The sequence below is a fragment of the Arthrobacter sp. ZBG10 genome, from assembly GCF_001238605.1.
Taxonomy (GTDB): Bacteria; Actinomycetota; Actinomycetes; order Actinomycetales; family Micrococcaceae; genus Arthrobacter.
Window position 1 is genome coordinate 55,978 of the sequence record NZ_LFQH01000012.1, and the last position, 21,346, is coordinate 77,323.

Here is a 21,346-nt window from a genome sequence, read left to right on the forward strand (position 1 = left end):
ACCATGCAGACCCTCCTGGCTGCGGCCACCCTGGTGCCCGCCAGCATCCCGAGCCCGGACTGGTCCGGCTTCGACATTCCCCTCCCGTGGGGCGCCCTGCGCATCCACGCCTACGCGCTCTGCATCCTCGCCGGCATTGTGGTGGGCCTCTGGCTGACCTCGCTGCGCTGGGCCCGGCGCGGTGCACCGGAAGGGAGCCTCTGGGACATCGTCATCTGGGCCATCCCGTTCGGCATCATCGGCGGCCGGCTCTACCACGTGGTCTCCTCTCCGGACGCCTACTTTGGCCCGGGCTTCGACGGCACCGGCGACCTCTCCCTGATCCCGCAGATCCAACGCGGCGGGCTGGGCATCTGGGGTGCTGTTGTCCTCGGTGTTGTGGGGGCCTGGATCGGCTGCCGGCGCAGCGGCGTCAAGCTGACGGCGTTCCTGGATGCCGCGGCGCCTGGACTCCTCCTGGCCCAGGCCATCGGCCGGTGGGGCAACTACTTCAACCAGGAGCTCTTCGGTGGACCCACCACGCTGCCCTGGGGACTGCAGGTGGACGCCGACAACGCCAACTTCCCGTCGGGTTACGCCGCCGACACCCTGTTCCACCCCACGTTCCTCTACGAATCACTGTGGAACCTTGTGGGTGTGGTGATCCTGCTGGCCCTGGACCGCAGGTTCAGGTTCCGCCGCAGCAGGCTCTTCTGGCTCTACGCCATGTACTACACCCTGGGCCGGGTCTGGATCGAAGCCATGCGCATCGATGACGCCGAGCAGATCAACCTGTTCGGCATCACCACCCGACTCAACGTCTGGACCAGCATCTTTGTCTTCGTCGCGGCCCTGGTGGTCTTTATCCTGCTGGGCCTCAAGGGCAGGCCAACGCCGGACAGCGTGTTCCTGCCGGGCAAGGAACCGGCAGCGGACGACGCCGGAACAACAGTTGGGACGGCATCCCCAGAGGTCCGGAATCCGGACTCTGCTGTCTCAGATAGTGAATCGCGTGGTAATCTCCCAGATAACCACAGCGGGTCCAGGCACGCTTCCGACCCCACGGAAGATGCCAAGGCGGCACCGGCCGGCACCACGCCGGATCCGGATGCCACGGCTGCCGGAAGATCCGGCAGCACAGCCACCGGATCCGTGCCGGACACCGGTACCAGCAAGTAACCGGTCCGGCCCGGCAGGGCAGCAGAGCCACCGCTCGAAGCGCCCTGAATCCACAGCGTCGTGGGATGGGGCCGAGCCGGACAGCATAGAGCTGCTGCCGGGGCAGGCCTTGGTCAGGGGCCTGCGTAACTGTTAGTTCAGCAGGCCGTGCTGGCCTACAATTTCCAGTAAGTAACACTTTGTTGCGCCCGTCACTTGGCGTGGACACGAGTGGGGCCAATGGCGTCCCTTCCATACGCACTTTCATGAGGAAGGACGTCTCCCATGACCCCAACACCAACGCCCAGCTGGTCGGAACCCGATCAGTCCCAGGCTGCCGTTTCGCCGTTCAAGCGCTTCGCCAACCTGCCGGAGGCACGCGGGCTGTACAACCCGGAGCAGGAGAAGGACGCCTGCGGCCTGGCGATCATCGCCACCCTCCGCGGCGAACCAGGGTACGACATCGTTGACGCCGCCCTCACGGCCCTGCGCAACCTTGAGCACCGCGGTGCCGTTGGCGCAGACGAAGGCACCGGTGACGGCGCAGGACTGCTGATGCAGATCCCGGACGAGTTCTTCCGTGCCGTCACTGAGTTCGAACTGCCTGCACCCGGCCAGTTCGTGGCAGGCACCGCCTTCCTGCCGGCTGAACAGCGCGAAGCCGACGCCGCCAAGGCCGGCATCGAAGGCCTTGCCGCCGACGAGGGCCTCACCGTCCTCGGCTGGCGCGAAGTCCCTGTTGTGGCAGACCTCGTGGGTGCCATGGCGCGGGCCTGCATGCCCTACTTCTCGCAGCCGTTCCTCGCCTCGGCCACCGGCGAGGAGCTGGACCGCAACGAGCTGGACTCCCGCGCCTGGCGGATCCGCAAGCGTGCGCAGAACAAGTTCGGCGTGTACTTCCCGTCGCTGTCCTCGCGCACCATCGTCTACAAGGGCATGCTGACCACCGCGCAGCTCGAGCCGTTCTACCCGGACCTCTCGGACAAGCGGTTCAAAACCAAGCTGGCCATCGTCCACTCGCGCTTCTCCACCAACACGTTCCCGTCCTGGCCGCTGGCCCAGCCTTTCCGCACCATCGCCCACAACGGTGAAATCAACACCGTCAAGGGCAACCGGAACTGGATGCGCGCCCGGCAGTCCCAGCTGGCCAACCCGCTGCTGGGGGATTCCCCCGAAGAGCTGTACCCCATCTGCACCCCCGGGGCCTCTGACTCGGCGTCCTTCGACGAGGTTGCCGAGCTGCTGTGGCTGTCCGGCCGTCCCATCACGCACTCGATCATGATGATGATCCCGGAGGCCTGGGAAAACCACGCCACGATGGACCCGGCCCGGCGTGCGTTCTACGAATACCACTCCCTGCTGATGGAACCGTGGGACGGCCCCGCAGCTGTCTCCTTCACCGACGGCAACCTGGTGGGTGCCACCCTGGACCGCAACGGGCTGCGCCCCGGCCGGTTCTGGATCACCGAAGACGGCCTGATCATCTTCGCCTCCGAGGTGGGCGTGATCGACGTCGAAGCCTCCAAGGTGGTCAAGAAGGGCCGCGTCTCGCCCGGCAAGATGTTCCTGGTGGACACGGACACCGGCCGGATCATCGACGACGAAGAGGTCAAGGCAGAAGTTGCCGCGGCCAACCCGTGGGCCGAATGGGTCAAGGACAACCTGATCGACCTCAACGACCTGCCCGAGCGTGAGCACGTGGTCCACACGGCCGCCTCCGTGAACATCCGCCAGCGCACCTTCGGCTACACCACCGAGGAACTGAAGATCCTGCTGGGCCCCATGTCCCGCACCGGCGCCGAGCCCTTGGGCGCCATGGGCTCAGACACCCCCGTGGCTGTGCTGTCCAAGCGGCCCCGCCTGCTCTTTGACTACTTTGTGCAGTCGTTTGCGCAGGTCACCAACCCGCCGCTGGACGCCATCCGCGAGGAACTGGTCACGTCCCTGACGTGCGCCATCGGCCCCAACGGCAACCTCCTGGACACCAAACAGGTCCGGCAGCCGCAGGTCCAGCTTCCGTTCCCGGTGATCAACAACGACCAGCTCGCCAAAATCGCCAACATCGAAAGCCCCGACGGCGACCGCGTGGCCATGAAGGTCCGTGGCCTGTACCGCCCCGAGGGCGGCGAGAACGCGCTCCGTGCCCGGCTCACCGAAATCTGCGAGCAGGTCTCCGGCGCCATCAACCGCGGTGTGCAGTACATTGTGCTCTCCGACCGGGACTCCAACGCACAGTGGGCACCCATCCCGTCCCTGCTGCTGGTCAGCGCCGTCCACCACCACCTGCTGCGCAGCGCCAACCGCACCAAGACCGCCCTGGTGGTTGAGGCGGGCGACGTCCGCGAAACGCACCACGTGGCAGTCCTGATCGGCTACGGCGCGTCTGCCGTGAACCCGTACCTGGCGATGGAATCGGTGGAGCAGCTCATCAGCTCCGGAGACGTCACCGGGGTCACGGCGCAGGACGGCGTCTACAACCTCATCAAGGGCCTCGGCAAGGGCGTCCTGAAGATCATGTCCAAGATGGGCATCTCCACCGTGGCGTCCTACACCGGCGCCCAGACGTTCGAGGCGTTGGGCCTGGGCCAGGAACTGGTGGACGAATTCTTCGCCGGCACGCACTCCCAGCTGGGCGGCGTGGGTCTTGACGTGATCGCCGCCGAGGTTTCGGCCCGGCATCAAATGGCTTATCCCGAGGGCGGCATCGAGCAGCCCCACCGCCCGCTCCTGGGCGGCGGCGAGTACCAGTGGCGCCGCGACGGCGAGCCGCACCTGTTCAACCCGGAGACGGTGTTCCGGCTGCAGCACGCCACGCGTGAGCGCCGCTACGACATCTTCAAGCAGTACACCAAGGGTGTGGATGACCAGTCCACCAACCTGATGACGCTGCGCGGGCTGCTGAAGTTCAAGGACAACCGGCCGTCCGTTCCGCTGGACGAGGTGGAGCCGGTCTCCAGCATCGTCAAGCGGTTCTCCACCGGCGCCATGAGCTACGGCTCCATCTCGCAGGAAGCCCACGAGACGCTTGCCATTGCCATGAACCAGCTGGGCGGCAAGTCCAACACCGGTGAAGGCGGCGAGGACGTGGACCGGCTGCTTGATCCCAAGCGCCGTTCCGCCGTCAAGCAGATCGCGTCCGGCCGGTTCGGCGTGACCAGCCTCTACCTGACCAACGCCGACGACATCCAGATCAAGATGGCGCAAGGTGCCAAGCCCGGCGAAGGCGGCCAGCTGATGGCGCAGAAGGTCTACCCCTGGGTGGCCCGGACGCGGCACTCGACACCCGGCGTCGGACTCATCTCCCCGCCGCCGCACCACGACATCTACTCCATCGAGGACCTCGCGCAGCTGATCTACGATGCGAAGCGTGCCAACCCGTCGGCGCGTGTCCACGTGAAGCTTGTCTCCGAAGTGGGGATCGGCACCGTGGCGTCCGGCGTGACCAAGGCGAAGGCCGACGTCGTACTGGTTTCCGGGCACGACGGCGGAACCGGCGCCTCGCCGCTGAACTCGCTCAAGCACGCCGGTGTTCCTTGGGAACTCGGCCTGGCCGAGACGCAGCAGACGCTGATGCTCAACGGCCTGCGCGACCGTGTGGTGGTGCAGGTGGACGGCCAGCTTAAGACCGGCCGCGACGTGGTTATTGCCGCGCTGCTGGGCGGCGAGGAATTTGGGTTCGCCACCGCTCCGCTGGTGGTGGAAGGCTGCATCATGATGCGCGTCTGCCACCTCGACACCTGCCCCGTGGGTGTTGCCACGCAGAACCCGGAACTCCGGGCACGCTTCACCGGCAAACCCGAATTTGTGGTCAACTTCTTCGAATTCCTGGCCGAGGAAGTCCGTGAACTGCTCGCGGAACTGGGCTTCCGGAGCCTTGAGGACGCGATCGGCCACGCCGAGGTCCTCGACGCCCGCGAAGCGGTGGACCACTGGAAGGCCGACGGCCTGGACCTGGACCCCATCCTGCACGGGCTGGAGTTCGACGACGACGCCCCGCTGCGGAACATGACCGGCCAGAACCATGAGCTGGACAAGCACTTCGACCAGCGGCTGATCACCATGGCCACCGAGGCCCTGACGGACCGCAGCCCGGTCAAGATCAACGTGGACGTCATCAACACCGACCGGTCCGTGGGCACCATGCTGGGGCACGTGGTCACCAAGACGTTCAGCACCGACGTCCTGGCCACCGACACCATCGACGTGACCCTGAACGGAACCGCCGGCCAGTCGCTGGGCGCGTTCCTGCCCGCCGGCATCACCCTGCGGCTGTTCGGCGACTCGAACGACTACGTGGGCAAGGGCCTTTCCGGCGGACGCATCATTGTCCGGCCGGACCGCACCAACGTGTTCAAGGCCGAGACCAACGTCATTGCCGGCAACGTGATCGGCTACGGCGCCACCAGCGGCGAAATGTTCCTGCGCGGCCAGGTGGGCGAACGCTTCCTGGTCCGCAACTCCGGTGCCACGGCCGTCGTCGAAGGCATCGGCGACCACGGCTGCGAGTACATGACCGGCGGCCAGACGCTGATCATCGGCCGCACCGGCCGTAACTTCGGCGCAGGCATGTCCGGCGGTACCGCCTACCTCCTGGACCTGGACACTGCCCGGGTCAACAAGGAAGCCCTGCAGTCCGGCGAACTCCAGCTCAAGGAGCTGGATGCCGAGGACCGCGACATTGTGCATGGCCTGCTGGTCAAGCACGTTGAAGAAACTGACTCCCAGCTGGCGGCGCGCCTCCTCGAAAACTTCGATGACACCGCCGCCCGCATCACCAAGGTGCTGCCGCGTGACTACGCGGCCGTCCTGCAAACCCGTCTCGACGCCATCGAAGAGGGCCTTGACCCCGATGGCGAAGAAGTTTGGTCTCGAATCCTGGAGGTGACCGGTGGCTGATCCACGCGGATTTCTGAAAGTACGCCAGCGTGAAACCCAGCCACGCCGTCCCGTTCCCGTCCGCATCATGGACTGGAAGGAAGTGTACGAGGCCCAGGAAAAGGGCGTCCTGAAAAGCCAGGCCGGCCGCTGCATGGACTGCGGTGTGCCGTTCTGCCACCAGGGCTGCCCGCTGGGCAACCTCATTCCGGAATGGAATGACCTCACCTGGCGGGACAAGGGCGAGGAAGCGATTGAGCGGCTGCACGCCACCAACAACTTCCCCGAGTTCACGGGCCGGCTGTGCCCGGCACCCTGCGAGGCGTCCTGCGTCCTGGGCATCAACCAGCCGGCTGTGACCATCAAGCAGGTTGAGGTTTCCATCATCGACGAGGCGTTTGAGAACGGCTGGGTCACCCCGCTGCCGCCCACCCGCCTGACCGGCAAGACCGTGGCAGTGGTGGGCTCCGGCCCGGCCGGGCTGGCCGTGGCCCAGCAGCTGACCCGCGTGGGCCACACCGTCGCCGTGTACGAACGCGACGACAAGATCGGCGGCCTGCTGCGGTACGGCATCCCCGACTTCAAGATGGAAAAAGAGCAGGTTGACCGCCGCGTTGAGCAGATGAAGGCCGAAGGCACCCGCTTCCGGACCGGCGTTGCGGTGGGCACCGACGTGACATGGGAGCAGCTGCGGAGGCGATACGACGCCGTCGTGGTCTGCACCGGCGCCACCGTTCCCCGCGACCTGCCCATTCCCGGCCGGGACCTGGACGGCGTGCATTACGCCATGGATTACCTGGTGCCCGCGAACCGTGTGGTGGCGGGGGAGTCCGTCGAGAACCAGATCCATGCGCAGGGCAAGCACGTGGTCATCCTGGGCGGCGGCGACACCGGTGCGGACTGCCTGGGCACCGCCCACCGGCATGGCGCCGCGTCGGTGACCACCCTGGCCATCGGTAAGCAGCCGCCGGCGGAACGAGCCGGGCACCAGCCCTGGCCCACATTCCCCACCCTCTTCGAGGTGGCCAGCGCCCACGAGGAAGGTGGCGAGCGGACGTATCTCGCTTCCACCGTTTCGTTTGTGGGGGAGGACGGCAAACTCACCGGCGTGAAGGTGGCCGAGACCGAGTTTGTGGACGGCAAGCGCCTGCCCAAGGCCGGCACCGAGCGGGTCATCCCCGCAGACCTGGTGTTCCTGTCGCTCGGCTTCACAGGCCCGGAGCAGGCAGGCATCACCGACCAGGTGAACGCCGAGTTCGACGGCCGCGGCAACGTATCCCGCGACGGTTACTACATGACCAGCACCGAAGGTGTGTTTGTGGCCGGCGACGCTGGCCGCGGACAGTCCCTGATTGTGTGGGCCATCGCCGAGGGCCGCGCCGCGGCAGCCGCCGTGGACAAGTTCTTGATGGGCAGCACCATCCTGCCGGCACCCGTGGCGCCCACCGACCGGGCCATCGCCGTCCTGTAGATAGGCACCGAGGGTTCACCTCGACGACAACTTAACCAATGCAAGTTACCAATAGGGTAGGTATATGAGACGCGCAAAAATTGTGGCCACGTTCGGCCCGGCAATTGCCAGCTACGAAAACACCCGGGCGGTGTTGGAAGCCGGCGTTGACGTCGCCCGGATGAACATGAGCCACGGTGACTACACCGTGCACGACAGCACCTACGAGAACGTCCGCAAGGCCGCCTCGGACCTGGGCAAGCCGGTTGCCATCATGGCCGACCTGCAGGGTCCCAAGATCCGCCTGGGCCGCTTTGTTGATGGCCCGCACGCCCTCGCCGTCGGTGATGTCTTCACGATCACCACCGAGGACGTCCCCGGCACCAAGGAGATCTGCTCCACCACGCTGAAGAGCCTCACCGAGGACGTCAACGTTGGCGACGCGCTGCTGATCGACGACGGCAAGGTGGCGCTGCGCGCTACGGCCGTGGACAACGTCAAGGTGGTCACCGAAGTGACCGTCGGCGGCATGGTGTCCAACAACAAGGGCATCAACCTGCCCGGCGTTGCCGTCAACGTTCCCGCACTGAGTGAAAAGGACGAGGACGACCTGCGTTGGGCGATGCGCCGCGGCGTTGACCTGATCGCCCTGTCCTTCGTCCGCGACGCGCAGGACATTGTCCGCGTGCACGAGATCATGGACGAAGAAGGCCGCCGCGTGCCGGTGATCGCCAAGATCGAAAAGCCGCAGGCCGTGGAGCAGCTCTCCGAGATCATCGACGCGTTCGATGCGATCATGGTGGCCCGTGGCGACCTGGGCGTGGAGCTTCCCCTGGAGGAAGTGCCGATCGTGCAGAAGCGCGCCATCGAGCTGGCCCGCCGCTGGGCCAAGCCGGTCATCGTGGCCACCCAGGTACTGGAATCCATGATCGACAACCCGCGCCCCACCCGCGCGGAGGCCTCCGACTGCGCCAACGCCGTCCTGGATGGTGCTGACGCCGTGATGCTCTCGGGCGAGACCAGCGTGGGCAAGTACCCGATCGAAACCGTCAAGGTCATGGCCCGGATCATCGAATCCACCGAGGTCCACGGCCTGGAGCGCGTCCCCCCGCTGGGGACCAAGCCCAAGACCCGTGGCGGCGCCATCACCCGTGCCGCCGTCGAGATCTCCGACCAGCTGGACGCCAAGTACATCTGTGCGTTCACGCAGTCCGGTGATTCGGCACGCCGGCTTTCCCGCCTGCGCCCCATCAAGCCGGTCTTCGCGTTCACCCCGGTGGAGCAGGTCTGGAACCAGCTGGCACTGACCTGGGGAATCCAGCCGGTGCTGGTGCCCATGGTGGACCACACGGACGAGATGACCGCCCAGGTTGACCGCAGCCTCCTGGAAATGGGACTGGTGGAAGACGGTGACCTGGTGGTTATCGCTGCCGGTTCCCCTCCCGGAAAGGCCGGTTCCACGAACTCGCTGAAGGTGCACAAGGTGGGCGACCTCGCCGACTCGACCTACACGGGCGAAGCGACCAGCAACAAGGAAAAGCTCGGCCCCTGGCCGGAAAAGAAGAAGAAGTCCTAACAGGCTTCTGAATGACAAAAGGGAAGGTCCCCGCCGCGGCGGGGACCTTCCCTTTTAGGTCTGGTGTTTTGTGCGGCCTTAGTTGACCTGGTTGATGATGGTCTCGGCCACTTCGCGCATGCTCAGGCGGCGGTCCATGGAGGTCTTCTGGATCCAGCGGAATGCTTCCGGTTCCGTGAGGCCCATCTTGGTGGTCAGCAGGCTCTTGGCGCGCTCAACCAGCTTGCGGGTGGCGAACTGCTCCTGAAGGTCGGAGACCTCGCTTTCGAGGGCCTTGATCTCCTCGTGGCGGGACAGGGCGATCTCCAGGGCGGGGATGAGGTCCGCCGGGGTGAAGGGCTTCACCACGTAGGCCATGGCGCCGGCGTCGCGGGCCCGCTCCACCAGTTCCTTCTGGCTGAACGCCGTCAGCAGCACCACGGGGGCGATGCGGGCCTTGACGATCTTCTCTGCCGCGGAGATGCCGTCCATGACGGGCATTTTCACGTCCATCAGGACCAGGTCAGGCTTGAGTTCCTCGGCGAGCTGGACCGCCTTTTCGCCGTTGTCCGCCTCGCCCACAACGTCATAGCCTTCGCCGCGCAGAATCTCGATGATGTCGAGGCGGATGAGGGTTTCGTCTTCAGCCACAATGACGCGGCGCGCCGGCTGGGACGTGGATTTTGACTCCGTCTGTTCAGTCACGGGATCTCCTTGGAAAGGTACGGCGGGACATCACTATCTTAGGTGCCACCGCTGCTGTACATGGCCTGCATGGTCAATTGCGGCGTCAGCGGCGCGATTCTGGGATTCAGCCTATCTGCATGTAGAGTAATTCCGCGTACATGGAGTGATCGCGTTGCTCACAGTTCCTTCGTGGGGTTTCCGTTCCCCTCCGTGTATTCCGCGCCCGAGTGGCGGAATTGGCAGACGCGCCGCACTCAAAATGCGGTATCGAAAGGTGTGTGGGTTCGAGTCCCACCTCGGGCACAGTATTGTCGCAGGTCAGGGGCCTATATGGCCCCTGACTGTGTACAAAACCCCTAAAAGTGTGTACAGCGGCGTAGCGTTTTATGCATGGCCAGCATCTCTACACGCACCAAAAAGGACGGTTCAAAGTCCTTCATGGTCCGCTGGCGTGACCCCAAGACTGGCAAGGCCCAGGGCCTTACTGTGGCCACTGAATCCGAAGCAGAAACGCTAAAGCGACTGCTCGACGCGAATGGGCAGAACTTCGAAGTCGCCCAACATGCGATCCTTACCAACGCGAAGCGCGTACCAACTGTTGGTGAGGTTATTCAGGAACACATCGACCTGCTGATCCGGCCGTCCAGTGGCACGGTGAAGACCTATCAAACGATGCTCGACTTGCACGTGAAGAAGGTCATAGGCCACGTTCCCGTGGACAAGCTCGACTACCGACTCATCGCTTACTGGGTGAAATCGATGATGGCCAAGGGCCGCTCCCCAAAAACGATCAAGAATGTGCACGGCCTGATCTCTGCGTCGATGAATACCGCGGAGATGCTGGGGTACATCACGCGCAATCCTTGCCGTGGGGTGCAGCTGCCGAGCGTCGAAAAGGCCGAGGACGAAATGATGTTCCTCACGCACGCGGAGTTCGGTTTGATCATGGACGGCATGGGGGAGCGGTACATGGACTTCACTAACTTCCTGGTGATGACCGGGACGCGATTCGGCGAGGCGACGGCTCTGACCGTTGCGGACATCGATCTGCTGGGCAAGCCGGCCACGGCTCGGATCAACAAGGCTTGGAAGCGGGATGGGCAGAACCAGTTCTATATTGGTCCGACGAAGACAGGTGCCGGCAAGAGGACGATCGGGTTGAACCCTGCTCTCGTGGACCTGTTGATTCCTTTGGTGGCTGGACGGCTCGGCGGCGATCTGCTGTTTACGACGCCAAAGGGGGAGCGGATCGTGCACAAACTGTTCTGGCACCACTACTGGATGCCGGCGGTAAAGGCAGCCCAGGATCGCGGTCTGAGGAAGAATCCACGCATTCACGATCTACGGCACACGCATGCGTCGTGGTTGATTCAGGACGGCGTGCCCATATTTACGATTTCCCGTCGGTTGGGCCATGCCTCCACCAGGACTACAGAGGGCGTTTATGGGCACCTCATGCCTGAGGCCCTGCAGGCTGGGGCGGACGCTACGGAGCGGTCGGTGTCGGCATTTATGCGTTAGTGCGCTGAGCTTTTCGGGTTCCCTTACGAAGCCATGCGGTTGCGGGCTCTAGTCCCTATGAGCCGAGTGTTGGTGTTGCTTCGCTCACGGACATCTCCGGCCGGACGTGAGCCGGGCGATATCTCACTAATCCGGGCGATCTCCGCGATGTGCTCAGACGTGAACACGATCTTTCCCTTGCCCCAGCACGCATGTGGGAAGCGTCCCGCAGCAGCGCCGTCACGCAGCCATCCTTCGCTGCAGCGCATGAGCGCCGCAGCTTCGGCAGGTTCAAAGAATTCCAGGTCCATTGCAGTCCTCGTGGTGTTTTTCGACTTGGTCTTTCATGCGTCTCTTCGCAGATGAAGACATGACGTAGAGGCTAAAGCCTTGCGCCGCCCCGGGCGGTGTTCGACCTCGAGCAACAACTCGCGCTTGCGCTGCTGGGTGACCGTTAGTGCAGCTCGTTGCACTTCGGACACCCCGGACGTTTGTTGCCTCGCAGGGAGGTGGTGATGGATTGAAGGATGGCACGGAGGCGGCGATGCAACCGCTTGGCGTGCCAGCATGGTGGGTCGCAGGTCGTTGTCGTGCCAACGAAGATAGTATTGATGAAACTAAAGACGACCTTTCGGCGAATGCGAGGGGCGGGAGACCTGGGGGATGCATGCTACTGACGCCCAACTGGCGCGAGTGGTATCACTTCCGTCACCAGCAAGCATGCTTCGAGTCGGGAACCGCTTTTGAAGATTATGTCTCCAAGATCTTGGGTCTATTTCACGACGATTTCATGAATCCAGCCCCATCAGGAACTCTCGGTGATGGCGGCTGCGACGGTTTGGCAGAGTCAGGGACTATCTTCTACGCCTGCTATGGACAACGCCCGGGACGGAACGCGGAACGGGAACTCGCTAATAAGATCAAAACGGACTTTGCCCGAGGTTTCGCTGAGTGGGCCACGTTCCAGGTGTGGCGGTTTGTCACCAACGCCCAAGTGGGCCCCCTAGCATCCAGAGCGGTCATGGATCTCCAGCAGGCCTATGGTCCTGCATCGGCGCGTCCGATCGTGATAAGAGTCGTCAAACCTGAAGACCTCTGGTCCAAAATGGTCAGCGAATATGACTTTGCGACTCTCAATGCACTTTTCCCTGGAGCGCCCGGCGTCGAGCACGTGGAACTCGCGGATCTGCTCCCTTTGCTCGATTCACTTGGGTCAACCGATCAGGAGCTTGAGTTTGTCGGAGAAGTGCTCCCTGTGCCCTCGGATAAAATGGATTTCAATCAACTGCCGGAGGCGAGCCGAATCGAGTTTAATGCTGGCCGGTTACTCGCTCCCAGGATTGAACGTTGGTATGAAGAGTCGTCCGACCCTAATTTGGCCGACAGACACGCCAAACGATTCCGGGCGCTTTATCAGGAAGCGCGGGAGGTCACTGGGAAACCTGCAGAAATCTTGGAGAGGCTCTACGTCTTCGTGGCAGGCCCGAACTTCCGAATGGACGGGCGCCGCGCCAATGCCGCTTTTTCAGTTGTCTCCTACTTCTTTGATGGTTGTCATATCTTCGAAACGCCGGTAGACGACCTGGGGGATCAGGAGACTTCTAGTGCTGCTTCCGACTAAAGGTGTTTCCCCTGAGCGCGCTTTGCTAACAGTAGGATCCGAAATTTTGGCGCACCTGCGAGGGCCTATGACTGTCTCAGCGCTCTGGGACGCCTACAACGCACGACCTCGCACGTCGCTGCGTGGGACTCGCGTCACCTTTGACTGGTTCTCGCTCGCCCTTTCAACCCTTTACACGATCAAGCTTATCGACGTTAACGAAAACGGATACATTAGGCGGACCAATGTTTCTTGAAAAATTGACTGCTTCCGACAACCGGTTCAAAAGTCTACACTTTCGCGACGGTCTAAATATCCTTGTTGCTGATCGCACGGATCTTTCTAATCAGGGTGATAGTCGAAACAGCATAGGTAAGACGAGCTTCGTTAAGATCCTGCGATATCTTTTGGGCGGTGACTTGCCGTCGGAATTCAAGGCGGTCGAATTGAGTGAGCACTCGTTCACGGCAACCCTCTCGCTCCCGGGCCTATCGCAGGGTGATGTAGACACCGTCGTGGTGACGCGCCCAGTCTCTCCCACGACTCGGCTCAAGGTATCAGGATGGTCGGGCCTTGAAACCGATGACCTGCACGTCGACGAGTGGCGGGCACTGCTCTCGGACAGAGTCTTTCACATACCGAAGGAAGCCACCCGCCCCACCGTGGGCCTCCTTTGGGGTCAGCTCATTAGAAGCTACTTTGGCAACCCTATAAAGTCACACCAAGCTGAGGCTGATTGGGAGTCTGGTGTCAGGCTGGGCTTTATGTTGGGTCTTTCGCCCGAAATTCTATCCGGTGCTGGCGGGATCAACAGGCTTGACAAACAGGGGAAGGCGATCAGAAGTGCGGTAAAGGAGGGCGCGCTTACCCACTTATCCCTCGATGAACCAACACTCCGAGCCCAGCTTGCGACTGCCCGACGTCAGCGCGATCGCATGGAGAATGCCCTCCGGAGTTTCAAAGTGGACGACCAGTACGCTGAACACCAGCTGGAAGCGGATGGGTTAAGCGGCGCTATCCAGCAACTCAACGACGAAGCCCTGGCATTACAGCGGCGGAATGGTGAACTGCAGGCCGTGTTGCTGGACGAAACAGGGGCTGGCGACTCAGAAGGAGTGAAAGAAAAGCTGGTTCGGGTATATGCCGAAATTGGGCTCGTTCTGCCCGAGACGGTTATGCGGCGTTACGAAGAGGTGGCCGCATTCCACGAGTCGGTCGTACGCAACAGGCGGTTGTTTCTGGAACAGGAACACGAAAACGTCGCGGCAAGGCTTACTGCAATCGACATTGAGCGTAGGCGGTCCGACGATCAGCGTTCAAAGGTGATGAAACTTCTCCAGGAAACCGTAGCGCTCGACACGTTTTTGACTGCTCAACGCGACCTCGCGAAACAGGATGCCGGCGTCGCGGATCTCGAGCGGCGACTGGAGACGGCCAACTCCGTGAACACCATCAATGAGACCATTAAGCTCAAGACCGCCGAGCTGGTCACATCCGTTAGATCCGAGCTCAATGAGCGCGAAGAGAGCCTTGACCATGCGATTGCCTTGTTCGGCGCCCTGGGGGCAGAGATCTACACAGATCGGGAGGCTTCTCTCCTCATCTCACCGACTACTAAGGGCATTCTAAGCATTAAGCCCCGAATATCCGGCGATGCAAGCGTGGGCGTTTTGAGCGTTGAGACGTTCATTTTAGATATTGTCTGCGCGATGGCAGCTATCAGCGTCGAGCGGGCACCCCGCATCCTTGTTCACGATAGCCACCTCTTTGATGCTATCGATGGACGACAGGTGGCTTCATGCCTCAACATTGGAGCGCGTTTGGCTGAACAGTGTGGCTTCCAGTACGTTGTGACGTTAAATTCTGACTTCTTAGATACGGTAGAAAGCCAGAGCGAGGGAGCATTTGACGCTGCTCCGTACATCTTGGAAACACGGCTCACCGACGAGTCAGATACTGGAGGACTATTCGGGTTCCGCTTTGGATAGCGGCGAATTGCTGCAAGTCTTCAAGACCTGAGAGCAGTAGTCGTGCGGATGCAAATGTCGCCTTACCGACGTCGACTCAAACACCATTACTCAAGCATGTTGGCCGTTTGGTTAGTCCGATAGTCTGCGAGCTGGGTGTTGCATTGCATCGCGAATTCAACGTGGGTCCCGCCCGAGTTGATGACAGCGTTCCTGGCGAGGCGCTCCTCCTGCTGAACGCAACCGGCGGGCGCGCCGTGAGGCAGAAGGCCGATTGCACCAGGACGTTCTGCTTCCTAAATCACGTCAACAATATTGGAGGAGCCGCCGTTCGACGCCGCGCATGCCAGCGGCTCTGGACATGTCCAGAGCTCGGGCGTTCAATTGATTTGAGGGTTCGAGTGCGCTGCTAGCTCCGTCCGCTTCGAAGCACGACGAACCAGGGGAATCCATCACTGGGGATGCCATGAACAACAACCCATATCCCTCAGGACAATCGCCGGCGGAACGCGCCGCGAGAGCTTTCGGCAGTCTGACGCTCCCGACCCACCTGAACCTGGAACGACTCGTCGAAGTGGTCGAAGGCGTCCGGCATCGGCCTATACAAATCGAAGCTGCCCGGGCGCTGAACGGAGGATCGATCTGCGGTTTGTGGCTATCCACAGACGAAGTAGAGATAATCTTGCATGCCGTCAGTCCGTCTGGGCTGCACCGACAACAGTTCGTCCTGCATGAACTCGGACACATGGTCTTGAGGCACGATGAACTAGTCGTCCCAGCAGACTACATAGAAGTCCTCTTCCCGAACCTCCCGCCAGGCCTTGTCTCTCGCGTACTCGCCCGAAGCAGCTTCACCGATGACTTGGAAGCCGCCGCCGAATCGCTGGCGGATCTATTTGCTGCGGCAATCAGAAACAGCGCCAGGGAGCCAAGATCGTTCGAGAGGGTTTTCGAATGATCCAGATTGTGGCTGCAGCTCTGATTTGGCTACTCGTCATCTGTCTCCTCCCTGGAATCAGGAGACGCCGCGATCACAGCGTGTTGACGGCCGCAATCACGATTTCAGTCGCTCTGACGCTCAACATCGACCAGGTCTATGCAGGCATGGATTCGTTGTTGGGTGGTCGTAACTTCGTTGACCTCGCGGCCAATGTCTCCATGGTCGTTGGGATCTACTTTCTCTCGCGGGCAATCATTCGTGCGGCGACATCAGACGAGACGGTAGAGAAACGAGACACTCTTGGCTTGATTCTTTTGACCGTTGTGATCGTGGGCCTTGCAGCCAGCTTTAGTGCAATCGTCACCCGGGGTAGTTCCACTCGTTTCATGGTGGATTACGGTGACCAGTGGTCTGCTGCCGTCTACTCATCCGTGCAGTTCGTTTATATCGGCTACGTGGTTAGCGTTACCGGAGTTACCTGTTTCCGTTTTCGTGGCGACATGTCGAGGCCCTACTTCCGCGCGGCTTTTACCTGCATCGGGGTTGGCTGTAGCTTTGCCGTTCTCCTTGTATTGCTGGTGCTCGTCATGGACATCCTGCATTTGCAAGGGCGCCTGGATGCTATGCGTGCGATCTCGCCCATTTATGATGCGGCGGTCGTTGCCGCCATGACTTTCCTGTGCGTAGGTCTGGCCATCCCGCCCGTCGCGCGTCGAGTCCTACGCCGTAGGGAATCGGTGACTGAGGAGGAATTGGTCAGTGGCCTCTCGAAAATCTGGGAAAAGACCACCAAGAAACGGCAAGACGTTCGGCTCGTGCGAGACACCGAAGTGACCAGCCAACAGGACCAAGCCCAAAAGCTCCATAGAATGCTTGTTGAAGTACAGGACGCACTGTTGGTCGAGCCCGGGTTAGGCAGCTCCTTGGACATCCACGACCTCAACGTCTTGAACGCTGCTGAGAGCTACCTGGCGGGACCTTTCGTGGGCCAATTACCGGTGCGTCGACGGAAGGGGGAGCGGGCTACATGACGGATGATGCAAATTCCTCCGAGACCCCGCAGACCAGATTGGCACGAAAGCTCAATCTTCTTCTTGACCTCTACGAGGCCGAGGGATCGGAGGCATTGACCTACCCCGAGATCAATCGGCATATGAGTCAGCGTGGAACGCCGCTGTCCCGCTCCCGCTGGGCCTACATGCGCAGCGGGGACAGCTCGTTGGCGACCGATCCCGTGCCGCTTCGCAACCTTGCAGAGTTCTTTGGAGTGGACCGTGATTACCTCTTGGACGATGCCGGGGAGATACCAAAGCTCGTAGACTCTCAGCTGGAACTTCTCCGTACCCTGCGTGAGTCACGTGTGCGGAACTTCGCCGCTCGTCAGTTGCAGGGGATCTCTTCGGAAACCCTGGTGAGGCTCCGCCAAGTGATCGACGAACGCAAGAGAGCTCAGGGGATGGACGATGCCGACAGTGACAGTCGTAGGGCCTTAACGGTTGGAGTTCTTGCTGCATCCGGGGCTTTGCTTGCTGGCGTCGCCAGTGCAGCGTACTTCGCTCGTCAAGTCGTAGTGCCAAAATACATCCGTCGTGAGGGTCTGGACGTTCGGGCCGTGCACACCAATGGAGACGGATCTCTAGAAATCGAACTCCCCGCTACGGAACAAACGAGAGCGCCGGGACGATACAGCTTATGGTTTGACCAAGGAAGAGGTCATGCATGTCTAGGGTCGTTCGTTGAGTCGAACCACGATCGAAGCACAGTAACCCGGGCGGTTGAGCGAGTGGACTCGGGAGACCTCAAACTGGCCAGCGCTGGGATCTGGAGTGGGTACGTTTACTCGAAACCTGAGCAACTTGGTGTGCCGTATGAAGACGTTGAGATTCCCGTCGAGAATGGTATCGCCCCTGCTTGGAGGTTCGATCCGCCCCCCAGTGTTGAAGCATCCGGTGCCTGGGCCATCCACATCCATGGCATGGGTGGCAAGAGGGCGGGCACTCTTCGCGGCATACCGGTCGCAAGGCGTCTGGGACTGACGTCGCTGGTTGTCTCGTTCCGCAATGATGGCGACGCACCGCCGTCGTATGATGGCCGCTACAACCTCGGCCAAGTTGAGTGGCGCGACGTCGAGGCCGGCATCAATTACGCCATTTCCAATGGCGCTGAACGCATTGTCCTTTTTGGGTGGTCACTGGGCGCTTCCATCGCCCTTCAAGCAGCGGCCCTGTCGCCGAGTTCCTCGCGAGTAGCCGGGATGGTTCTCGACGCGCCGGTGTTCAACTGGCGAACGACCCTGGCAGCGAATGCCAAGGCGGCCGGACTTCCTCGGCCACTTGTGCACCTAGGCTTCACCATTCTCCGGTCCGAGGCCCTTCGGTGGGTGACCGGCCTTGCTGCACCGATAAGTCTCGATTCCCTAGATTGGCTGGCGCGAGCAACTGAATTGAACAAACCGGTCCTCGTACTCCATGGAGAGAAGGACGACACAACGCCCTTCGAAGCATCCAAGAAAGCTGCCAGCCTGAGGCCGGACCTAGTCAGATTGGTGGAATTTGAGTCTGTGGGCCACTCTCTGGAGTGGAATGTCGACCCAGAAAAGTGGGAGCGATCGGTCGAGGAGTGGTTCTACGGTCTCCCGCTGACTGGCTCTAGTCCTGAACAAGCGGGAGCGCAGTCGTAGGAGGCATTTGCACTGAGTACTGGGCCGCTAGGTCGATTAGCTGACACTCGACGAATGAGGCGTGAGCGGAGTAACGCTCGTCGGCCAAAGCCTGAATGTAACCAGCAGACTCAAGGACCAGGAGATGACGCCGAACCGTCGCTCGAGAAGCCTGAAGTCCTAACGCCAAGACGTCAGGGGTCGATGGCCCACTTCTGATGAGGAAGCGAAGGATCTGGCTCCGTCTTCGGTTCATCAAGATGGATGTCGACATTCAAACCACGGCTCAGGTTTGGGGGATGCTTGCTGTAGACGGGTCTACAGCAACAGGATACGCCTCCTGTAGGCAGCGGACTAGATTCGAGGTGGGGCTGATTGTTTAGTCACTGCGCTCGCGGAATACTGATGGCAACGCAGCGTATTTCTATTGGAACGAGGCAGTGGAGCATGCCGGCAAAGGACGCTAGCCGCAACGGCGAGTTGTCACCACAGACGACCCTCGCCCGCCGACTAAATCTGCTGCTTGACGTAGTTGTGGCCGAGAGGGGGTCCCCAGTTACTTTCAGGGAGATTGAGGCTGGACTCCGAGCTCGAGGAATCAAGATCTCCAGGGCCAGATGGTTCTACATGAAGGATGGAACTGGGCGCTTGGTCAGTGATCCGCAGCTGCTGGCCGCTATCTGCCAGATGTTCGACGTCGATCCCTCCTATCTGCTGAACGGCGTCGAAGGCGACATTCCCGACCGCATCGATTCACAGTTGGAGTTCGTGAAGTCTCTGAGAGCGGCGCGAGTGAAGACGTTCGCCGTTAGGACGCTCGGCGACGTTTCGCCGGAAACGCTGCGTGCCATCACCGAGTATCTGAACAAAGACATCGGCTTGCACCCGAATGGCGAGCGGGCCGCGGCTACTCCTCCAAGACATACCGAAGATGGGCGTCCAGCAACTCCTTGATGCGGGCAGGATTGGCCGAGTAGCGAGGAGAGCGGCCATGCCGCCGCCCGGCTTCCACATCGACCTCAATCGCGCGGACCTGTTCAAGGGCAATGAGGTGTTTGGCGACGCTGGGTTCGCCGGCGCTGACCGCTGCGACGATGTCCCCTCTAGATGCAGGACCGTTTGCCGTCAGGAATCTCAGAATCTCATTCCGGGAGCGGTTCCCGAACGTTGCCACGGCGTCTTCAACGTCAGGTGACCAGGCGTCGTCGTGAGGCTGCGTGATCCGTGGCATGGCTCCATTCTTGCTGAACAACATGCAAAAAGTAAGAACTGGGATCTTGACGATACTTTAATTATCTTCGACAATACTCTTTAGAAGCTTGTGTTGTGGTCAGTGTCGTCACTGCCACGTTGAGTCACCACGTCTGGTGGCGCTGGAGATATTCGAATCCGTTAGTCGAAGCGGTGAGAGCCATGAGCCTGGAACACCTGGCGGGCAATGCTGAAATAGAGATCTCAAACCCATCCTCGGTGGACATTTCGCTGCTGAATCCGGTGACACCGACCCTGCGAGTTTCCGTCGACCAAATGATGGGAGCAGTCGAAGGCGTGCGTCGCTACGTCATCTCGCACCTGACCCGGATCGGCCGCTCGTGCGATGTGGACGATGTCATGCAAGACATCAGGATGGCTGTCTGGGACGGGGTGGCACGCGGAAATTACCGACAGATCCCTGGAGTTCCGTTCGGGGCCTGGGTGCAAGGCGTAGCCGGGAATGTCTGCGCAGCGCACGTCCGCAGGGAACTCGGCCACAAGACGCTGCCGCTACTTTTGGATCTTGGCAACGGTGAGAGTCCGGGGCTTGTTCAGCAGCTAACGATTCTGGTCGTCTCACGTGATTACCGCGATGCCGAGGAGATCATCGACCAAGAATGGGCCCATATGGTTCTTGGGCTGACTCGGGCCGCCGTGTCGGCTCCGGTATGGCGCCTCGCGGTGGGCAGCCTTACCGAGCCGCGACGATACGCCCCTCCGTCGCCGCAAGACCGTCGCCGCTGGAATGCGGTCACGGTGGTTCGGCAGACTGCAAAGACGATAAGCCAAGCATTGGATGTAGATCCTGAAGCCGTGTACGACATGCCAGGTCTGTGCCGGCACGCCGTTGGTTGTCTGCCGAGTCCGCTGCTGCGGGGAGTGGCCGAAGCAATCGTTCTCCCTGAACATCACGGCGTCGAACGGCAGGTTGCCATCGCCGCTGTTGCCGAGGAGTTCAAAGTGACTGATCGATATGTGGCAGTTCAAATCGGCACGGCCCGTCGCCTGTACCAAACGGCATGGAGAGTCATTCGCAGTTCCATGACTTCGGCTGTTTGAGTCATGTTGCTCATTGGCGAGCGGAGCCATGGACCGGCTTAGGAGGCAGACATGGTGAAGTCCCTTTGGCGCGGGCGACGGACTCGTCGGTGGATGTTTGGCCTGGCACTGACGGCTATCCTAGGCGCCCTCATCCTCGTTCTGATCGTGCCGCGGGAGTCCGCATCTAGGAACGGCTTGGGTGTTCCATCGGCAGAATCTTTGTCGCCGCGGACTCTGCCGAGTGTTTCCCCGACGCCTACGGCGAAACCAACGAGGTCAGCTCTACTCACTAAGGTGCCTGCGTCCGTTCCGCCTGTCACAGCCGACTATCGCGCACTTGCTTCCGCGGCCGCAGAGGCCATCTATAGCTGGGACACCCGAAGCTCGTCCTATTCGGATGTGTACGCTCGAATTCGAGGTTGGTGGTTCGTCCTCCCCGACGGATCAAATCCGTTGGCCGTGCTGGTCCAAGAGTTCGAGGCAACGGGCATAAACGCGGGGTCCTTCGCTTCGCTTGCGGGCCAAGGTGCCTACAGGGAGGCAACGTTCGAATCCATGGCATGCGACAACGAACTCGTAAAAGTTCGCGAACATCCGGCTCCATGGGCGGGGCTGCATGTCTGTACGGTTCGACTCAAGGTCGTCGACCAGACAGTCAGTAGCAGCAATTCCTACACAGCG

Annotated in this window: 16 protein-coding genes and 1 tRNA gene; 14 read left to right on the forward strand and 3 right to left on the reverse strand. The window is 61.4% G+C overall.

The window, feature by feature from the left end:
• The first annotated feature begins 3 nt into the window (after window positions 1-3).
• From lgt to pyk, 4 genes are all read left to right on the forward strand, one after another.
• Window positions 4-1,158: a prolipoprotein diacylglyceryl transferase gene (gene lgt, locus ACU18_RS03155; protein WP_050684081.1), complete on the forward strand. Its 1,155-nt coding sequence runs from the start codon at window positions 4-6 to the stop codon at window positions 1,156-1,158.
• 264 nt (window positions 1,159-1,422) lie between these two features.
• Window positions 1,423-6,033: a glutamate synthase large subunit gene (gene gltB / locus ACU18_RS03160; RefSeq protein WP_050684082.1), complete on the forward strand. Its 4,611-nt coding sequence runs from the start codon at window positions 1,423-1,425 to the stop codon at window positions 6,031-6,033.
• On the forward strand, window positions 6,026-7,483 hold the full coding sequence (locus ACU18_RS03165) for a glutamate synthase subunit beta (protein ID WP_050684083.1): 1,458 nt from the start codon (window positions 6,026-6,028) through the stop codon (window positions 7,481-7,483). The genes gltB and ACU18_RS03165 overlap by 8 nt, the downstream gene beginning before the upstream one ends.
• A 64-nt stretch (window positions 7,484-7,547) precedes the next feature.
• The gene (gene pyk, locus ACU18_RS03170) at window positions 7,548-9,038 is read left to right on the forward strand and encodes a pyruvate kinase (protein ID WP_050684084.1); all 1,491 of its coding nucleotides are present in this window, start codon (window positions 7,548-7,550) and stop codon (window positions 9,036-9,038) included.
• Window positions 9,039-9,116: 78 nt separating this feature from the next.
• Here the strand turns inward: pyk and ACU18_RS03175 are convergent, their stop codons facing one another.
• Window positions 9,117-9,722, reverse strand: coding sequence for an ANTAR domain-containing response regulator (locus ACU18_RS03175; RefSeq protein ID WP_050684085.1), 606 nt, complete (start codon window positions 9,720-9,722; stop codon window positions 9,117-9,119).
• A 203-nt stretch (window positions 9,723-9,925) separates the two neighbouring features.
• Between ACU18_RS03175 and ACU18_RS03180 the strand changes: the two genes are divergently transcribed.
• The 8 genes from ACU18_RS03180 to ACU18_RS03210 all read left to right on the forward strand — a co-directional run bounded on the left by ACU18_RS03180 (window position 9,926) and on the right by ACU18_RS03210 (window position 18,391).
• Window positions 9,926-10,007 (forward strand) — tRNA-Leu (locus tag ACU18_RS03180).
• An 87-nt stretch (window positions 10,008-10,094) separates the two neighbouring features.
• Window positions 10,095-11,225 (forward strand): tyrosine-type recombinase/integrase, encoded by a 1,131-nt coding sequence (locus ACU18_RS03185; protein WP_050684086.1) that lies wholly within the window; start codon window positions 10,095-10,097, stop codon window positions 11,223-11,225.
• Window positions 11,226-11,871: 646 nt separating this feature from the next.
• A complete protein-coding gene (locus tag ACU18_RS03190; protein ID WP_157407531.1) occupies window positions 11,872-12,825 on the forward strand; it encodes an ABC-three component system protein in 954 nt (317 codons plus the stop codon).
• Window positions 12,809-13,060 carry an ABC-three component system middle component 6 gene (locus ACU18_RS20405; protein WP_082178156.1) on the forward strand — a complete coding sequence of 84 codons (252 nt, stop codon included), beginning with the start codon at window positions 12,809-12,811 and terminating at the stop codon, window positions 13,058-13,060. The genes ACU18_RS03190 and ACU18_RS20405 overlap by 17 nt, the downstream gene beginning before the upstream one ends.
• Window positions 13,050-14,792 (forward strand): ABC-three component system protein, encoded by a 1,743-nt coding sequence (locus ACU18_RS03195; RefSeq protein ID WP_050684088.1) that lies wholly within the window; start codon window positions 13,050-13,052, stop codon window positions 14,790-14,792. The genes ACU18_RS20405 and ACU18_RS03195 overlap by 11 nt, the downstream gene beginning before the upstream one ends.
• Window positions 14,793-15,237: 445 nt before the next feature.
• Window positions 15,238-15,729 carry a hypothetical protein gene (locus ACU18_RS19525; protein ID WP_157407533.1) on the forward strand — a complete coding sequence of 164 codons (492 nt, stop codon included), beginning with the start codon at window positions 15,238-15,240 and terminating at the stop codon, window positions 15,727-15,729.
• The gene (locus tag ACU18_RS03205) at window positions 15,726-16,742 is read left to right on the forward strand and encodes a hypothetical protein (RefSeq protein ID WP_050684090.1); all 1,017 of its coding nucleotides are present in this window, start codon (window positions 15,726-15,728) and stop codon (window positions 16,740-16,742) included. The genes ACU18_RS19525 and ACU18_RS03205 overlap by 4 nt, the downstream gene beginning before the upstream one ends.
• On the forward strand, window positions 16,739-18,391 hold the full coding sequence (locus tag ACU18_RS03210; protein ID WP_050684091.1) for an alpha/beta hydrolase: 1,653 nt from the start codon (window positions 16,739-16,741) through the stop codon (window positions 18,389-18,391). Before ACU18_RS03205 ends, ACU18_RS03210 begins: the two co-directional genes overlap by 4 nt.
• Here ACU18_RS03210 and ACU18_RS20410 read toward each other — a convergent pair.
• Window positions 18,360-18,644, reverse strand: coding sequence for an ArsR family transcriptional regulator (locus ACU18_RS20410; protein WP_082178157.1), 285 nt, complete (start codon window positions 18,642-18,644; stop codon window positions 18,360-18,362). The genes ACU18_RS03210 and ACU18_RS20410 overlap by 32 nt on opposite strands.
• Window positions 18,645-18,997: 353 nt before the next feature.
• Between ACU18_RS20410 and ACU18_RS19840 the strand changes: the two genes are divergently transcribed.
• Window positions 18,998-19,324, forward strand: coding sequence for a hypothetical protein (locus ACU18_RS19840; protein ID WP_197273505.1), 327 nt, complete (start codon window positions 18,998-19,000; stop codon window positions 19,322-19,324).
• Here the strand turns inward: ACU18_RS19840 and ACU18_RS19530 are convergent.
• Entirely contained in the window at window positions 19,278-19,601 is a 324-nt protein-coding gene (locus ACU18_RS19530; protein WP_157407535.1) for an ArsR/SmtB family transcription factor, read from the reverse strand. The two genes, ACU18_RS19840 and ACU18_RS19530, sit on opposite strands and share 47 nt — an antisense overlap.
• Window positions 19,602-19,783: 182 nt before the next feature.
• Here ACU18_RS19530 and ACU18_RS03225 point away from each other — a divergent pair, with 182 nt between their 5' ends.
• Window positions 19,784-20,683, forward strand: a complete 900-nt coding sequence (locus ACU18_RS03225; RefSeq protein ID WP_157407537.1) for a sigma factor — start codon at window positions 19,784-19,786, stop codon at window positions 20,681-20,683.
• Window positions 20,684-21,346: the final 663 nt, after the last annotated feature.

Bases quoted from the DNA above. Each gene is read 5' to 3' on its own strand.
- lgt (WP_050684081.1), top strand. From the start codon at position 4: ATGCAGACCCTCCTGGCTGCGGCCACCCTGGTGCCCGCCAGCATCCCG.
- gltB (WP_050684082.1), top strand. From the start codon at position 1,423: ATGACCCCAACACCAACGCCCAGCTGGTCGGAACCCGATCAGTCCCAG.
- pyk (WP_050684084.1), top strand. From the start codon at position 7,548: ATGAGACGCGCAAAAATTGTGGCCACGTTCGGCCCGGCAATTGCCAGC.
- ACU18_RS03185 (WP_050684086.1), top strand. From the start codon at position 10,095: ATGGCCAGCATCTCTACACGCACCAAAAAGGACGGTTCAAAGTCCTTC.
- ACU18_RS03190 (WP_157407531.1), top strand. From the start codon at position 11,872: ATGCTACTGACGCCCAACTGGCGCGAGTGGTATCACTTCCGTCACCAG.
- ACU18_RS03195 (WP_050684088.1), top strand. From the start codon at position 13,050: ATGTTTCTTGAAAAATTGACTGCTTCCGACAACCGGTTCAAAAGTCTA.
- ACU18_RS19525 (WP_157407533.1), top strand. From the start codon at position 15,238: ATGAACAACAACCCATATCCCTCAGGACAATCGCCGGCGGAACGCGCC.
- ACU18_RS03205 (WP_050684090.1), top strand. From the start codon at position 15,726: ATGATCCAGATTGTGGCTGCAGCTCTGATTTGGCTACTCGTCATCTGT.
- ACU18_RS03210 (WP_050684091.1), top strand. From the start codon at position 16,739: ATGACGGATGATGCAAATTCCTCCGAGACCCCGCAGACCAGATTGGCA.
- ACU18_RS20410 (WP_082178157.1), bottom strand. From the start codon at position 18,644: ATGTCGACATCCATCTTGATGAACCGAAGACGGAGCCAGATCCTTCGC.
- ACU18_RS19840 (WP_197273505.1), top strand. From the start codon at position 18,998: ATGAAGGATGGAACTGGGCGCTTGGTCAGTGATCCGCAGCTGCTGGCC.
- ACU18_RS19530 (WP_157407535.1), bottom strand. From the start codon at position 19,601: ATGCCACGGATCACGCAGCCTCACGACGACGCCTGGTCACCTGACGTT.
- ACU18_RS03225 (WP_157407537.1), top strand. From the start codon at position 19,784: ATGAGCCTGGAACACCTGGCGGGCAATGCTGAAATAGAGATCTCAAAC.